Source organism: Pseudomonas rosaeacicularis, assembly GCF_057128745.1.
In genome coordinates, this window is the sequence record NZ_JBSKHT010000025.1 from 1 (window position 1) to 16,854 (window position 16,854).

Consider the following 16,854-nt stretch of genomic DNA (forward strand, 5'->3'; position numbering starts at 1 on the left):
GCAACACGGCTTCACGCCGGCTCAGCACGCCTTTGGGAGTGGTGTGCAAGCGCGACAGTGCCAAGGGCCCTCGATAGACCCGGCCCAGGTCGAGCAGGTCGCCGCTCGGCGCCTGACGCCAGAGCACATCCAGTGCATTGGCGGTTTGGGCTTTGGCCATTGATTTACTCCTGGCTATTAAACGAAACGGGAACCCGTGTTCCACGGTGGTTGCTCATGCGGCTAACTTCACAGGTGAGGATTCACACGAGACATATATTGCTGGAGCAAGAGCCATACCAACTATGAATCACCCGTAATACAGCTCTTCTCAGGCTGCAATGAGTGGGTCTAACTGTAGTGAGCAAACTTTTTGTTAATCAGCTGTTGCGACAGGAACACTGAGCGTTATGAACACTTGTCATTTGGATATATACGGAATGCGGGATAACGCGCGTGCACATTTAACGGCGCTTGAGACCGTTGTGGATTCGCGAAGGCTCTATCCTGATGACCTCCAAGGAAGGAGGGGAAGGTCTTTGGCAGGTCTGCCATCGCACAAATACCCTTGGATCAGCTACGCAAGTTATCGCGCATGCAACTGTTTGTAAGGCGACACCACGGCAGCAAAGTGTCGATTCACACAAATTGGAATCAATGTTTGCCTTATAAAATAAGCAAGAATTACATGGCACGAACCCTGCTAAGTTCATTGAGAGCGCGACTATACGAATAGATGCTCCCACTCACCTTTCATTTTATGGAGCAGGGAATTGATACGTCAGAAGTTTGATATGCGTGCTCGTCGCTTTGATCCATTGACCTCGGCTTCCAGCGTGGGCGTCTTGCTGATGCTGGTTCACGGTGCCACTTTTGCCGCGCAGGATGTCGCCGATCAGGGGGCTCAAGACAAGAGGCTCGCCACAGTGACGGTGACCGGCGCGCCCGCCAGTGAAGCGCAGAAGGCGCAAAAGCAACTGGCCAAAGTGCCCGGCAAGACTGCGGTCATTGATAACCACGAAATCGAAAAAGGCCGAGCTTCCAACGCCGAAGACGTGTTGGCGTTGCAACCAGGCGTCTTCGCTCAGGCCACCAGTGGATCGGGTGCCAACAAGATTTCCATTCGCGGCTCAGGTCTGAACACGTTCTATCAAGGCTATGTGCTGGGCATCAAATTCCTGTTCGACGGTCTGCCACTGACCGGGCCTGGCGGTACGCAGGAAGACATGCTCGACATCGCCGGTGTCGACCACACCGAAGTCTTGTACGGCGCGAATGCGTTCAATTACTCGGCTTTGTCCTTGGGCGGCGCGATCAACTTCGTCAGCAAGACCGGCCGTACCGATCCTGGCAACTACGCCCGATTCGAGGCCGGCAGTTACGGCTACCGTAAGCAGGTATTGAGCACCGGTGGTGTGGTTGATGACAGCGACTATTACGTCAGTATCCAGCACAACGAGCGCGATGGTTATCAGGACAATACGGCCAACGAAGGGCAGGGCATCGTTGCCAACTTTGGCCATGTGTTCAACCCCAAGCTTGAAACGCGTTTCTTCCTGCGCTATCGGGAGGAAACCCTGACCCAAGGCAACACCCTGACCAAAGAACAGCTCAAGCATGATCCTCGAAGCAATGATGTTCCGACCGGCCGCAAGAAAGATGGCTCGACACTTGTGGGCAGCAAGACCACCTACACCTTTGACGACAACGCCAAACTTGAAGTGGGCCTGGGTTATAACGATTACCCCTTGTACAACGGCTGGCGTTACTCCGCGACGCCCCAGGACTGGCGATCCAAGGACATCAACCTGACCCTGCGTTATCTGCGCACCGGCGATACGTTTCTCGGCCTGCCCAGCGACAGCACGATCACTTTCAGCAATACCCGCGCTTATCTGGCAGATGTGAAATCCCACAGCAAAGCGACCAAAATCAAACAGCAGGAAACCAATTACACAGGCTCACGGGACACCGTTTTTTCTCTGGGCAACGAGTTGCAACTGGCCGATCGGCTGTGGCTGTCGACCGGGGTTTCATTCATCGACATCAAGCGAAAGGCAGAAATCGAATACACCACCGGCGTCAACACCACCGCGTTCCCCAATGGCGTCGAATACGAAGAACGTGACATCGCTCCACGAATCGGCTTGCGCTATCAGCTCACGCCGGAATTCGAAGTGTTCGGCAACGTCAGCCGCTCAATCGATCCCCCTGTGACTTGGCAGCTAGGGAGTACCGGCACACCTTACCTGCGCGATGTGCGGCCGCAAAAGGGCAACACCGTGGAATTGGGCATTAGAGGCGGGCACGGCATCTTTGACGGCAGCCTCACGGTGTATCGTTCGTGGATCCAGAAAGAGTTGCTGTCTGTCGTTGTGCGTCAAGCAACCGCCACTCAGGACCAGCTTATCGCCACGTCCAACGGCAGTGGGACAATTCATCAGGGCATCGAAGCCGGTTTGAACGCGCAGCTGTGGGAGGGAGAGGGTGGTGACACGGTCACCCTGCGTCAGGCCTACACCTACAACGATTTCCACTACCGCAACGATGCCACCTTCGGCGACAACGAACTGCCAGGGTTGCCTCGTCAGGTCTATCAGGCCGAACTTCAGTATCGTCAGCCAAGCGGCTTCTATGCCCAGCTCAATGCCCGCGCCGCCTCCAGTTACTACGTCGATTTCGCCAACAGCCTGGGAGCACCGTCGTATGCGGTGTGGGGAGCGAAAGTCGGGTATGAAGAGCCGAGCAAGAAATGGGAAGTGTTCGTTGATGCGCGCAACCTGACCGACAAGCGCTACGCCACTGCCTCCAACACGGCCTACGACGCCAAGGGCCAGGATTCAGCCAACTTCTATCCGGGTGACGCGTTCAACGTGACCACCGGCGTTGCGTTCCGTTTTTGAGGGGTATTTGTCGCCTGCTCTCAAACTTTGCAGACGCAATACAACACTGATTTTCGCTCGAGAGGATTGTTAATGCGGTTGTATGTTGCCCGTCACGGGCAGACCCAAGCCAACGCCGAGCACCGTTATCTGGGCTCGCTCGATGCTGAATTGAACGAGACCGGCCGACTTCAGGCCCGCGCGCTTGCGTTGCAAGTGCCGCCATCCATCGACGCCATCGCGGTCTCTCCTTTGCTGAGGGCGCGGCAGACTGCCGAGATTCTCAACGAACAACGGCAACTGCCGGTGCACATCAACGAGTGTTTTCGGGAACGAAATGTCGGCGTGTTCGAGGGCCTGACTCAGGCCGAAGCCAAGCATCTGCACCCTGATCTGTGGGAGCAAAACATCACCCGTCACTGGGCAACAGCTCCCCCGAATGGCGAGACGATCGCTGCAGTGGTTGCGCGCGTGCATCAGGGTTTGGTGCGGCTGGTTGAGGCCCGCGGCGCGGACAACCTGCTGCTGGTCGCCCACGGTTTCGTCGGCAAAACCGTACGTGCGTTGATCCGTCAGGATTTCTCGGATTTCTTTGACTGGCAGCTGGAAAACGGCCAAGTGCTGGTTCTGAACAACGCCGAAGCGGTGCAGCATTACGTTGTGCCGTCGCTCGACCCGTTGCCAGTTGGTTAGGCTAAGAAGATGCTGATGGACACAAGTCCCATCAGCCTCAACTCAGTAAGAGCCCCTTTGAAGGGCAGCAGCCCTCAACTCCCTTCCAGCAGTTTCGTGTCCTGGAAGAAGTAGTCTTTCCACGACGCGGGTTTGTTCTTGATGGCCCCGACCCGGTGCAGGAACTCGGCCAGCGGGTAGGTGTTCTTCGGAGTGATGGTGAATTCGAACTGCGGGTTCTCGATGATGTTGATCAGCTGCGCGCGATCGATGCTGGATTTGGTCACACGGATGTAAGTGTCGGCAGCGCCCGGTTTATCTCGTTTGATGTAGTCCGCTGCTTCCACTAGCGCGTCAATGAATGCCTGGTAAGTTTTGGGGTTGTCTTCCCGGAATTTCTCTGTCGCAAACAGCAAGGTCGGTGAGTTGGGGCCGATGATGTCGTAAGAATTCAGCACCACATGAACGTTCTTGTTTTCCAGTTCCTGCTCCTGGAACGGCGGGTTGGAGAAGTGTGCATTCAGCTCCGTGCCACCGGTTTTAATCGCCGCGCTGGCATCCGGATGGGGCAGGTTGACGGTGTACTTGTCCAGACGCGCATAGTCGGCATCGCCCCACAGTTTCGCCGAGGCCAGTTGCAGATAGCGTGACTGCACCGAGACTCCTACGGCCGGTACGGCGATGCGGTCTTTCTCGGTGAAGTCAGCGATGGTTTTGACGTTCGGGTTGTTGCTCACCAGGTAGTACGGAAAGTTGCCGAGTGACGCGACTGCCTTGACGTTCTGCTTGCCATGGGTACGGTCCCAAATCGTAAGCAAAGGCCCGACACCCGCACCTGCAATGTCCACGGCGCCCGCCAGCAGCGCGTCGTTGACGGCAGAACCGCCAGATAATTGCGTCCAGTCGACCTTAATGTCGACGCCGACTTGCTTGCCGTGCTTTTCAATAAGGTGTTGGTCGCGGGCGACGTTAAGCAGCAGATAGACCACGCCAAACTGTTCGGCGATGCGAATCTGGCCTTCAGCCTGGGCGCTGGCGGGAGTAACGAAACCGGCAGTGGCAACGCTCGCGGCCAGTAGCGCCGCCGCACTCAACCGACCCAGTCCGGGTAATCCGAAACGACTTTTGCGCATGAAACGCTCCGTTGGTATAGAGGAGAAAGCGATAGGCGCTATCCCTGATCAGCGAACTTTATAGATATAAAGGATCGACTTTAAATACCAAAAAAGCATATCGATATGGGCGATTTTCAGAAGTGACGGTGGTGAGGCCATCTAAACCGGAGGGTTGCAGTTCCGTGGGGAATTGTCGTGTCCGAACTTAATGTGCCATTAGCCATTGTGCGTACTGGCAAAAAACTGCCAATCATCAATCTGCGTAAACACTGTTTGCTGGCGAACAGTTGATAAGAATCGTCCAGCACTTTTTCTATTTCACCTGAGTTGCACTGCGTTACACGACGAGCATTACAGGCAGATTTTTTTATATCCTTTAAATAGTCCGTACGAATTTTTTATTCCTTCCGTCTTTGAGTCGATATAGGCAAAGTCCCGTTCCTGAACAAGAGTCCCAACTTGTTTTACAACAAGAGGCTGGACAGCCCCCTATTATCACGGAGCACGTAATGAGTGTGAATCAGAACCTGCAGTTCGGTCTGATTGGTCAGATTTTCAGCAGTGATTACAGCTGGCTTTGCGCTCGGGTGACCAGGGCGATGGGGTGTCCGCATGGCGCTCAGGATATTGCCTCGGAAACATTTTTGCGGGTGCTTGCCTTGCCCGACCCTGCGGCGATACGCGAGCCGCGAGCGCTGCTGACCACCATCGCCAGGCGATTGATGTACGAAGGCTGGCGGCGGCAGGACCTGGAGCGCGCCTACCTCGAAACCCTGGCCCAGGCCCCGTTGATGGTGCATCCCTCGCCGGAGGAACGTTTGCTGTTGATCGAAACGTTGCTGGAGGTCGATCGGTTGCTGGACGGTCTGTCGGCCAAAGCCAAGGCCGCATTTCTGTATCACCAGCTGGACGGTCTTACCTACGCGCAGATTGCCGAGCTGCTGCAAGTATCCGTCAGTCGTGTTCAGCAATACATGGTTGATGCCTTCAAGCGTTGCTACCTGGCGATGGTGGAAGTATGAGCAGCGCTGTACCTGACGACGCCATGATCGATGAAGCAGCGCAGTGGATGGCGTTGCTGCAATCAGGTCATGCCAGCGCTGAGGAATTCAACGCGTTCAGCCGCTGGCGCAAGGCGGACCCTCGCCGCAATGAAATCATCAACGCCATGGGTGCAGGCATCGCCGCACTCGAAAACGACGGGCTGCGGCGTATCCCGCGTGAGACGCTGTTGCACACGCTCAATGCGCCGTCAGGTCGGCGGCGTTTCATGCGCAACGCCCTGGCTTTTGCAGGCCTGGTGTCGGGCGCGGGGTTGTTGGCACGTTTGCCCGCTGGATGGCTTGAATCCGGTGCCTTCAGTACCTCCACCGGCGAGCGCCTGAGTCTGCAACTTGATGATGGCAGCGCCTTGACCCTGGAAGCGCGCAGCAAAGTCATCCCGATATTCGATGCGCAGCAGCGGCTGTTGCAACTGCTCGACGGCAAGCTGCTGGTCGATGTGGCAAAAGACAGCAGCAGGCCATTCGTTGTCCAGACGCAGCAGGGCAGAATGCGGGCGCTGGGCACGCGTTTTGTGGTGCAGCAGGACGACGGCCAGACGCAGATTTGCATGCTGCATTCCCAAGTGCAGATCACCACGAGCAACGGCGCTGTGCAGGTCATCAACGCCGGACAGAAAGCCACGTTCAACGCCGACCGCATCCTCAGGCTCGAAGCTGCCACCGGCGAGGAGTCTTCATGGACTCAAGGATTGCTGGAAGTGCGCGATCAGACGCTCGGTGATGTGGTGGAGTCGTTGCGCAATTACCGGCGCGGCATCATTCGGGTCAGCCCGTCGGCGGCCAGCTTGCGGTTGAGCGGGATCTATCCCCTCGACGACACCGACCGCGCGTTGCAGCTGCTGTCCCGGTCCTTGCCGGTGCAGATCGATTATCACAGCCCGTACTGGGTGAGCATCGACGTGCGGTGAAAGACTAAAAATAATTTTACCGTGCCTCTATAAACCGTCTGCCGTCGTTGCACAAAGTGTTGATGCCCGGTAATCAAAGGCCCGGGCTGCAAGACATCAAGCGTTATAACCCAATGCCTATTGGGCCTAAGGCCGCTCTATAAAAACCCCCGGTTGGTTGCTCAATCCCATCAACTGACAACAATGATGGGGAACACCGACCATGCAGCCCAACCGCTCCCGTCGCCTGCCACTGGCGACGCTTTCTCTGGCCCTTGGTGTGGCCGCGTTCGCGCAGCACGCAACCGTATTGGCCCAGCCAACGGCGTCCACCGCAGCGCCAACCAGCAACAGTGCCAGCCTTGAATTCGATATTGCCCCTGGCCCGCTGGATCAGGCGCTGTTGACGATTTCCCGCAGGAGCGGCCTGATCATTTCCTTCCAGCAAAGCCTTGTGCAAGGTCTGGCCAGCGGCCCGGTGCGTGGAGTGTTCACCGCCGAACAAGCGCTGCAACAAGCGTTGCGCGGTTCCACCCTGGAAGCGGTACCCAGCGGTGACGGCGGATGGGTGGTACAGCGCGCGGCGGTCATTCCTTCAGCTGCGGTGAAGGCTGCGCCGGTGACCACGGTCTCGGCGGCCAGACTCCCCGGCGATGTCGCACTTGAAAAAGTCACGGTGACCGGCTCGAGGATTCCCCGCGCGCAGGTTGAAGGACCGTCGCCGGTGAACGTCATCACCAGCGAGGAAATCGCCGCGCGGGGTTATCGCAACGTCTATGACGCCATCGCTTCGCAAACCCAGAACACCGGCATGACCCAAGGCGAGGATTACGGCAACACCTTCCAGCCAGCGGCCAGCGCATTGAACCTTCGAGGGCTGGGGCCCAATCATACGTTGGTGCTGATCAACGGCCGGCGCGTCGCCGATTACCCCACCGCTTACGACGGCAGCGTCAACTTCACCAATCTGGCGAACATCCCGTCGATGATGATCGACCGGATCGAGATTCTCAGCAGCGGTGCCTCGGCGATCTACGGCTCCGATGCAATCGCCGGTGTGGTGAACATCATCCTCAAGGACAAGACCAGCGGCGTCGACGTCAACCTGCGCGGCGGCTACACCGAGCGAGGCGGCGGCGACAACCAGCGTTTGCAGATCACCGGGGGTGACAGCTGGGGCGATTTCGACGGGATCTTCGGCCTGGAGCTGACCAACCGCGAGCCAATCTGGGCCGATCAGCGCGGCTTCATGAACGACGGCACAGCCAAGGACGTCGGCTATCGACGCAACCTGACCACGGGCGATTATCTGGGCCCCGGCTGTGGTGCCTACGGCGGCATCTACAACGGCAAATTAGGAGGTAGCGGTAATCGTTGCACCACCAATCAGTACTACAACGATTACTGGACAGTGCAGGCGCAGAAGGAAAACTACGACGGTTACAGCCGCGGCACCTGGCATTTCAGCAATACCGGCAAGGCCTTCGCCGACCTGATGTTCGGCTTCGACCACACGCAGAACAACACTCGTGGCCCAAGCTTTACCTCGCCCGATTTCATCAACCAGAACAACGGCGACCTGGAGCGCTGGTCACGCAATTTCGCCAGCGAAGAAATCGGCGGCAAAACCAGTAATAACAGTAAATGGCGCGAGCTGTCCTGGACCGGAACCCTGGGCCTGGAGGACAAGATCGGCGACAGTGACTGGGGCTATCAACTGGCGGCCAACCGCTCTGAATACACCAGCACCCGCAATACGCGCTACACACCATTGAGCGGCATTCGCGATTATTTCCTGGGGCCACAACTCGGTACCCAGGATGGCTACCCTGTGTTCGCTCCGGACGAGTCGCGGCTTGACCGGCCGTTGACGGAAGAAGAATGGCGACAGTTTCGTGGCAACCTGACCCAGCGCAGCAAGTCGGTGTCGCAAACCTTCAGTGCCAACATCAACGGTGAGCTGTTTGATCTGCCCGCAGGCCCGGTGGGCTTTGCCGGCGTTGCCGAAGTCGGGCGCCAGTCCTACCACGTCAACACTGACGATCAACTCAATGATGGCACTTTCTACAACACCACACCCGCGTCCAATTCCGGTGGTTCGCGGGATCGTTATGCGACGGGGGGAGAGCTGAGTATCCCGGTGACTGATACGGTGCTCGCATCAGCGGCAGGACGCTGGGATCAGTACAAATTCAGCGGTCGAACCGAACAACAGAAAACCTACAACCTGGGGCTTGAATGGCGTCCAGTCACCAGCTTGTTGATTCGTGGCAGCTACGGCACCAGCTTTCGCGCCCCAGACCTCAATTATCTCTATCAGTCCGACACCAACGGCTATGACCCCGCGCAGATTGACTACTACGGTTGCGGCAAGGGAGTAGACGGCGCCTGTGATCGCGGGCGGGTCGATTACACGCAAAGCGGAACACCGGATCTCAAATCTGAACGCGGAAAATCCTGGACCTACGGGTTTGTCTGGTCGCCTTCGCACCAGTTCGATTTCTCTGCTGACTTCTGGCGCGTCGAAATCGACGATCTGCTGACCACGGTCGATCTCAATCGCCTGCTGCAACAGGAGAACCAATGCCGTAACGGCCAGCTCGATGGCGCGACCTGTGACGAGGTGCTGGCGCGCATTCAACGCAATGCCAGCACGGCGGCGGTCGATCCGGACAAACTGCAACGAGTGCAGATCAACGCCATCAATGCCGCCAGCGAGCGGGTCAGTGGACTGGATTTCAAAAGCAACATTCGATGGGGCGCGGGTCAGTACGGCGCGTTCAGCTCGCAGATCGGCTACAGCCTGGTGCTGTCGCATTACTACAAAGAGTCGGACGAAGCCGAAACCCAAAACCTGCGCAGTAGCAATAGCAATTACGACTGGCGAAGCAAGGTCAATGCGAGCCTGACCTGGGACTATCAGCGCCTGACGTCGACCCTGGCGGGCATTCGCTACGGCAGTGTCACCAACGCCGCCGGTGATGGACGCTTGACGCCCTGGACTACGTTCAACGCCAGCGCGCGCTACAAGGTTAATGACAAAGCCAGTGTCGGCCTGACCGTTAATAATGTGCTCAACCAGATCAAGAAAGACGATTCCGCTGGCTGGCCGTATTACCCCACCGGTAACTACGATCCATACGGCCGGCAAGTCTGGCTGGATGTGAGTTACCACTTCGGCGGCTGATCCTGCGGATGCAGAATGGCGTTGCGGGCTCCTGGTGTCCGCAGCCCACAAGCAAACCGCATAAGCTCATGCCCCAACGATCTAATACCTGCTCTATAAAAACTCTGACCTCAGCGCACATCCCTGCATACCCGGATAACAAGGACAGGGAGTTTTGCACTCAATGCGCATTCCAACATCAGCTTCAACCCGTTTTGCACTGACTTTCGCTGCCAGCGTTGCCGCTGGCGGCGCGGCGGCCAGCACGTTTGATATCCCTTCAGGACCACTGGATCAGACGCTGCTGAGCATTTCGCATCAGGGCGGCAAAGCCATCTCGTTCGAGCAGTCCCTGGTCAGAGGCCTGCAAGCGCCCGCTATCAAGGGTGACCTGACGTCGGCGCAAGCCTTGCAGATCGCACTGCAGGGCACTGGCGTGCAGGAAACCGAGGACAGCGGCGCGATCGTACTCAGTGCCGCGCCGCGCGATGCGGTTACCCAGGCGCAAGTCGTGCCGGTGACCACCCAGTTGCAGCGCATCGAAGTCACAGGCAGCGCGATTCGTCGGGTGGATGCCGAAACGGCTGTGCCGGTGACTATCCTGCGCGTCGAAGAACTGAAAAAGCAGGGCGTGACCTCAACCGAACAATTGGTCAGCCGGATCGCTGCCAACCAATCGTCAGTCGGTTCCGGTCGTTCCGTGGGGTCGTCGAGCGGTGGGGCGTCATTCGCCGATTTGCGCGGCATCGGTCAGAACAAAACCCTGGTGTTGCTCAACGGTCGGCGCTTGAGCAACAACGCCACCAGCTCCAGCAACGGTTCTGGCGTGGACCTCAACACCATTCCATTTGCTGCCATCGACAGGGTGGAAGTACTACGGGACGGCGCATCTGCGCTGTACGGCACCGACGCCATTGGCGGCGTGATCAACTTCATCACCAAGAAAAGCGTGACCGAAGGCCAATTGAGCGCAGGTGGCAGCACGCCGACTCATGCGGGCGGTGGCGACACCAGCAACTTCAGCGGCAGCTGGGGTTTTGGCGATCTGGACGACGACCGTTTCAACGTGTTTGGCGTGGTCAGTCACGACAAACAGCAAAGCCTCAAGGCCCGGGACCGGGATTACACCTACAACTATCAGCCGGGCAGGGGGCTTGATTACTCATCCGGCACCGCATCGCCTGCCAACTGGAGCCAGGGGTCCAACGCCACCAACCCGCTGGCCGCTTCTGGCTGTAACGGTCCGGGGCTGATCTCCCGTAGCGGCATCTGCCGTCAGTCGGTGTGGAATTATCTGGACCTGGTGCCCGAAACCGAGAAAACCTCATTTTTCGGCAAGGCCAGCGGCAAGCTCGCCGACGATCACAACGTCAGCCTCGAATACTTCTGGGCGCGCAATCAGAACCGTACGCAGATCGGACCGGGTCTGCTCACGGGGCTGCAAGTCAATCCTGGCACTGCGTTCTATCCTGGCAACGGCATTACGCCGGGTCCTACCAACTTTGCGATCGACCCGAGCCAGCCGGTGGATGTGAACTGGCGTGAAAGCGAAGTAGGCGCGCGTCGGCACGAGGACGACAACGTCGGTCAACGGCTGCTGCTGACCTTCGACGGCGTGGTGGCTGGCTGGGACTACAACATCGGTGCCGCGTACAACCAGAACAAAGTCACCAACTCGATCCTCAGCGGTTATGTGGATGATCGTGCGGTGTCCGACGGTATCGCGACCGGGGTCGTCAACCCGTTCGGTGCTCAGTCGCCGGCGGGCGCGGCGTTGCTGGGCGCTAACGCTGTGGATGGTGATTACGGTACAGCGGTGGGTCGGGTCAAAAGCATCGACGGCCGCATTGGCCGAGACATTGGCGACTGGTTCGGCGCAGGTCCTGCGGCATTGGCCTTGGGTGGCGAGTACCGCAAGGAAGAGTTCCACCAGGACTTCGAGGATTTCGCAGCCAACATTCAAAGCCTGGGGATCGATCCGGCAGCCAGTGTTTCCGGGGATCGCTCGGTGCAGGCGCAATACGCCGAAATCAACGTGCCGGTGCTCGACAGCCTCGAGTTGTCGGCAGCGGTGCGTCACGACAAGTACAGCGACTTCGGCAGCACCACCAATCCCAAGTACTCGTTCCGCTTTCAGCCGTTCAAGCAACTGGTGGTCCGTGGCGCTTACAGCGAAGGGTTCCGTGCGCCGTCTTTGTATGAGTTGTACAACCCGGTGTCGACCGGTTTCACCGTGGCCAACTACAACGATCCGCGACTGTGTGCCGGTGGCGCGCCGAGCAACGGCGGCATCGCCAACCGCGACTGCGCCCAGCAGTTTTTCAGTCGCAATGGCGGCAACACCGATCTCAAGCCTGAAACCGCCCGCAACGTCACGTTTGGCTTCGTCTATCAGCCGGTGAATAACCTGTCGATGGGACTGGATTTCTGGTGGATCAAGATCGCCAACCAGATCGCCGAATTTCCGGAGTCGGCGGTGTTCGACCAGCCAGACCTGTACCCGGACCGCATCGTGCGCAAGCCCGATGGCACCATTGATCACATCGTGACCGGGCTTGCCAACCTGGGCAAGGTCAAGACCAGTGGTGTGGACGTCAGCTTCGACTATCGCTTCCCGGAGACGTCGCTTGGGCAATTCGGCACCAACCTGCAAGGCACGTACGTGACACGGTACGACTATCAGCAGGATCTGGATGGCGCCTACATCGACAAGCTGGGGGATTATCGCGGCGGTAATTTCTCGTCGGCAGGCGCGGTGACTCGCTGGCGTCACAGCCTCAACGGCACCTGGAATAAGGGACCGCTGGGCGCCACGCTGACCAATCGTTTTGTCAGCGGCTACAACGATGACGACCGCGAAACCCACGGCAAAGTCGGCTCCTGGAATGTCTGGGATCTGGCCGGCACTTACACCTGGCGTTACACCGCGCAGATCACCTTGGGCGTGCAGAACCTGTTTGATCGCGAACCGCCGTTCAGCAACCAGACTTCTACCTTTCAGAGCGGTTACGACCCACGCAACTCCGATCCTTTCGGGCGCACCTTGTACTCACGGGTTTCCTACAACTTCTGATAACGCGCACCCCTGGCGCTCCCTTGAGCGCCAGTGAGCGCAGTGCGCAGGATTCACTCAAGAGGAGCCGATTTGTGAGGGTGTTTCGCTTCATGTTACTGGCCGCGTTGACCGGCTGCTGGACGTCATCGCTGTTGGCTCAACCGGTTCACGCCTTGACGGTTTATGGCGAGGCGCCAAAGTATCCGGCAGGTTTCACGCACCTGGATTACGTCAACCCCGAGGCCCCAAAGGGCGGCAGCTTTCGTCGCTCGTCGATGGAGGACGGACAGTTCGATCACTTGATTCCGTATGTCGACAAGGGCACCGGTGTCACCCAGATTCAGGGCTGGCTATACAGCCCGTTGGCTTATCGTTCGCAGGACGAGCCCTATACGGTGTACGGCCTAGTGGCACAGTCGATGGAGCTGGCGGACGACCGCTCCTGGATTCGTTTCTCTCTCAACCCCAGGGCGCGCTTTGCCGATGGCACGCCGATCACTGCGCAGGACGTCAGCTACACCTTCGACCTGCTCAGGACCCAAGGCAGCCTGGCGTACCGCCAGCGCTTTGCGGATGTCGATCAGGTGGTGGTGGAGTCACCGACGCAGGTGCGCTTCCTGTTCAAGAGCGCAGACAATCGCACCTTGCCGCTGGACATCGCCTCTTTGCCGGTGTTGCCGGAACACTGGTGGCGGGAAAGAAAGTTCGCCAATGGCGGTGGCTTTGAAGCGCCGCTGGGCAGCGGCCCCTATCGCATCAGCGCGGTGGACAACGGTCGAAGCGTGACCTTCGAACGGGTCAAAGACTGGTGGGGCAAGGACCTTGCGATCACCCGGGGCCTTTACAATTTCGACACCCTGCGCCTGGAGTTTTTTGGTGACACCGATGTGTCGCGGCAGATCCTGCGCGCGCAGGGGTATGACTTCAACCGCGAGTTCTCGGCAACCAACTACGCCGTGGGCTATGACGGCGATGCCCTGCGCGACGGGCGTTTGCAGCGCGAACAACTGGCGCCTGCGGCCGTGCAGGGGACGCAGGGTTTTGTGTTCAATCTGCAAAAACCGCTTTTTCAGGATCGTAGGGTGCGCCAGGCACTGAGCCTGCTCTGGGATTTTGACTGGAGTAACCGGCAGATGATGCACAGCATGTACATCCGCCAGCGCAGTTTCTTTTCCCGCAGCGAACTGGCCGCCAGCCAGTTGCCTGACGCCCAGGAGCTGGCGATTCTCGAGCCTTTGCGCGGTCAGGTGCCCGATGAAGTGTTCGATCAGGTCTACCAGCCGCCTGTTACCGACGGCAGCGGTCATATTCGTGCGCAGCAATTACAGGCGCTCAAACTGCTGGAAGCGGCGGGCTGGAAGCCACAGGGCGACCGGCTGATCAACGCTCAAGGCACGCCGTTGCAGTTCACCTTCCTCAGTAACCAGAAGGGCTTCGAGCGCCTGTTGCTGCCGTTCAAGCGCAACCTGGCGCAAATCGGCATTGGCCTGAATATTCGCATGATCGATTCGGCGCAATACGCCAACCGGGTGCGCGCCCGGGACTACGACATGATCGTCAACGGCTATCCGGTGAGCCCGTCTCCAGGTCGCGAGCTGATGAATTTTTTCGGCGCTGACAGTGCCGATGATCCCGGTTCCAACAATTACATGTCGCTGCGCAATCCGGCGGTCGATGGCTTGATCGATGGGCTGGTGCGCGCCAATGACCGGCCGACCATGGTGCGGTATGCCCATGCTTTGGATCGCGTGCTGCAATGGGGCTACTACTGGATTCCCAATTACTACCCGCCGGGCTCCTCGTCGGTGTGGTGGAATCGCTTCGGCCGTCCGCAGACCGCTCCGCTCAATGATGTAGGGATCGACACCTGGTGGGAGCTGAGCCCAACGCCCCTGACCACCGCACAAATGAATCAACACAATGAGGTGCGCCAACATGCTGGCCTATAGCGTGCGTCGTTTGCTGCTGATCGCGCCGACCTTGCTGTGCATTCTGCTGGTCAACTTTTTCATCGTGCAGGCCGCGCCCGGTGGCCCGGTGGAGCAGGCTATCGCCCGGCTGCAAGGCATTGGCGCCCAAGCGTCTTTGGCCGGTGCCAGTGTGGAAACGGTGGGCAGCGAATCACGCACGGTACGGGGGCTGGACCCGGCATTGATTGCCGACATTCAGCGTCAGTACGGATTCGACAAACCTCTGGGCGAGCGGCTGTGGCTGATGCTTAACAGCTATGCCCGAATGGACTTCGGCGACAGCTTCTTTCGCGGCGCCAAGGTCACTGACCTGATTCTGGAGAAGCTGCCCGTCACTTTGTCCCTGGGCTTCTGGGCCACGCTGTTGAGCTATCTGGTGTCGGTCCCGCTGGGCATACGCAAAGCCGTGCGCCATGGCAGCCGGTTCGATGTCTGGAGCAGCGCGGCGATCATCATTGGCCACGCGATGCCGGCATTTCTGTTTGCCTTGTTGCTGATCGTCGTGTTTGGTGGCGGCAGTCTGCTGGACTGGTTTCCGGTGCGCGGGCTGGTGTCGGAAAACTTCGCCACGCTGTCGTGGACCGGCAAAGTCATCGATTACTTCTGGCATCTGGTGCTGCCGGTTCTGGCACTGGTGATCGGCGGGTTCGCCACCTTGACCATCCTCACCAAGAACAGCTTTCTCGATGAAATCACCCGCCAATATGTGGTGACTGCCAGGGCCAAGGGCTTCAGTGAAAAACAGGTGCTCTACAAGCATGTGTTTCGCAACGCCATGCTGCTGATCGTTGCGGGTCTGCCTCAGGCGCTGGTCACGATGCTGTTCGGCGGGTCGCTGTTGATCGAGGTGATCTTCTCCCTCGACGGCCTCGGGCGGCTGAGTTACGAGGCGGCCGTGTCCCGGGATTACCCGGTGGTGTTCGGCACGCTGTTTATCTTCACGCTGATGGGACTGCTGATAAAGCTGGCGGGCGACTTGTGCTATCGCCTGCTCGATCCCCGGCTCGATTTTTCGGCGAGGACTCATTGATGTTCGTTCTGTCTGCGCCAACCCGACGTCGCTGGCTGCATTTTCGGCGCAATCGGCGGGGCTGGTGGTCGCTGTGTCTGTTCCTCGCGCTGTTCATCATCTGCCTGGGCGGCGATCTGATCGCCAACGACAGGCCGTGGTTGATCAGCTACAAGGGCTCGCTGTTTTTCCCGGTCCTGGAGCGTTACACCGAGGAAGATTTCGGCGGTTCGCTGCCGTTCCAACCCGACTATCGCAACAGCTACGTTCGTGAGCTGATCGAAGGGCAGGGCGGCTGGATGCTGTTCGCGCCGATCCCGTTCAGCTACGACACGGTCAATTACGACCTCAGCTCGCCCTCACCCACGCCGCCTTCAGCGGAGAACTGGCTGGGCACTGATGATCAGGCGCGCGATGTGCTGGCCAGGGTGATTTTCGGCACCCGTGTCTCCCTGTTGTTTGCCTTGGCGCTGACGGCTGTGAGCACGGTCATCGGTATTGTCGCCGGCGCCGTGCAAGGTTATTACGCCGGATGGGTGGATCTGCTCGGGCAGCGTCTGCTGGAGGTGTGGTCCGGGCTGCCGATCCTTTACCTGTTGATCATCCTTTCCGGCTTCGTCGAGCCCGGTTTTTGGTGGTTGCTGGGGACCATGGCGCTGTTTTCCTGGCTCAGCCTTGTGGATCTGATCCGCGCGGAGTTTCTGCGCGGGCGCAATCTTGAGTACGTCAAGGCGGCACGGGCGCTAGGCGTCGGCGACTTTCACGTGATGCTGCGACACATTTTGCCCAACGCCATGACGGCCACATTGAGCTACTTACCCTTCATTCTGACTGGCGCCATTTCAACTCTGACTGCTCTGGATTTTCTGGGTTTCGGCATGCCCATGGGCAGTGCTTCGCTGGGTGAGTTGATCGGCCAGGGCAAAAACAATCTGCAAGCGCCGTGGCTCGCCTTGACGGCATTTTTTGCCCTGGCATTGATTCTTTCCCTGTTGGTGTTCATCGGCGAAGCCTGCCGTGACGCGTTTGATCCACGATCTTGATCCCGATCTTGA

At 58.6% G+C, this 16,854-nt stretch carries 10 protein-coding genes and 1 pseudogene; 9 read left to right on the forward strand and 2 right to left on the reverse strand.

Features of this window, described 5'->3' with window-relative positions:
- Window positions 1-160, reverse strand: a pseudogene (locus ACWKWM_RS26290) (energy transducer TonB); the annotation flags it as partial.
- 613 nt (window positions 161-773) lie between these two features.
- Here ACWKWM_RS26290 and ACWKWM_RS26295 point away from each other — a divergent pair.
- Both ACWKWM_RS26295 and ACWKWM_RS26300 read left to right on the forward strand, forming a co-directional pair.
- Window positions 774-2,882: a TonB-dependent receptor family protein gene (locus ACWKWM_RS26295; protein WP_483848905.1), complete on the forward strand. Its 2,109-nt coding sequence runs from the start codon at window positions 774-776 to the stop codon at window positions 2,880-2,882.
- Window positions 2,883-2,954: 72 nt separating this feature from the next.
- A complete protein-coding gene (locus tag ACWKWM_RS26300) occupies window positions 2,955-3,554 on the forward strand; it encodes a histidine phosphatase family protein (RefSeq protein WP_483848906.1) in 600 nt (199 codons plus the stop codon).
- 74 nt (window positions 3,555-3,628) lie between these two features.
- Here the strand turns inward: ACWKWM_RS26300 and ACWKWM_RS26305 are convergent, their stop codons facing one another.
- Window positions 3,629-4,666, reverse strand: coding sequence for an ABC transporter substrate-binding protein (locus tag ACWKWM_RS26305; RefSeq protein WP_483848907.1), 1,038 nt, complete (start codon window positions 4,664-4,666; stop codon window positions 3,629-3,631).
- Between the two features lie 491 nt (window positions 4,667-5,157).
- On the opposite strand from ACWKWM_RS26305, the gene ACWKWM_RS26310 reads away from it, so the two are divergent.
- The 7 genes from ACWKWM_RS26310 to ACWKWM_RS26340 all read left to right on the forward strand — a co-directional run bounded on the left by ACWKWM_RS26310 (window position 5,158) and on the right by ACWKWM_RS26340 (window position 16,842).
- Entirely contained in the window at window positions 5,158-5,670 is a 513-nt protein-coding gene (locus ACWKWM_RS26310; RefSeq protein WP_483848908.1) for a sigma-70 family RNA polymerase sigma factor, read from the forward strand.
- A complete protein-coding gene (locus ACWKWM_RS26315; RefSeq protein WP_483848909.1) occupies window positions 5,667-6,620 on the forward strand; it encodes a FecR domain-containing protein in 954 nt (317 codons plus the stop codon). The genes ACWKWM_RS26310 and ACWKWM_RS26315 overlap by 4 nt, the downstream gene beginning before the upstream one ends.
- A 202-nt stretch (window positions 6,621-6,822) precedes the next feature.
- Entirely contained in the window at window positions 6,823-9,786 is a 2,964-nt protein-coding gene (locus ACWKWM_RS26320; protein WP_483848910.1) for a TonB-dependent receptor domain-containing protein, read from the forward strand.
- Between the two features lie 163 nt (window positions 9,787-9,949).
- A complete protein-coding gene (locus ACWKWM_RS26325) occupies window positions 9,950-12,838 on the forward strand; it encodes a TonB-dependent receptor (RefSeq protein ID WP_483848911.1) in 2,889 nt (962 codons plus the stop codon).
- A 92-nt stretch (window positions 12,839-12,930) separates the two neighbouring features.
- A complete protein-coding gene (locus tag ACWKWM_RS26330; protein WP_483848970.1) occupies window positions 12,931-14,769 on the forward strand; it encodes an extracellular solute-binding protein in 1,839 nt (612 codons plus the stop codon).
- On the forward strand, window positions 14,756-15,820 hold the full coding sequence (locus ACWKWM_RS26335) for a microcin C ABC transporter permease YejB (RefSeq protein WP_483848912.1): 1,065 nt from the start codon (window positions 14,756-14,758) through the stop codon (window positions 15,818-15,820). Before ACWKWM_RS26330 ends, ACWKWM_RS26335 begins: the two co-directional genes overlap by 14 nt.
- Complete coding sequence (locus ACWKWM_RS26340; RefSeq protein WP_483848913.1) at window positions 15,820-16,842, forward strand: ABC transporter permease; 1,023 nt, start codon at window positions 15,820-15,822, stop codon at window positions 16,840-16,842. Before ACWKWM_RS26335 ends, ACWKWM_RS26340 begins: the two co-directional genes overlap by 1 nt.
- Window positions 16,843-16,854 lie beyond the last annotated feature (12 nt).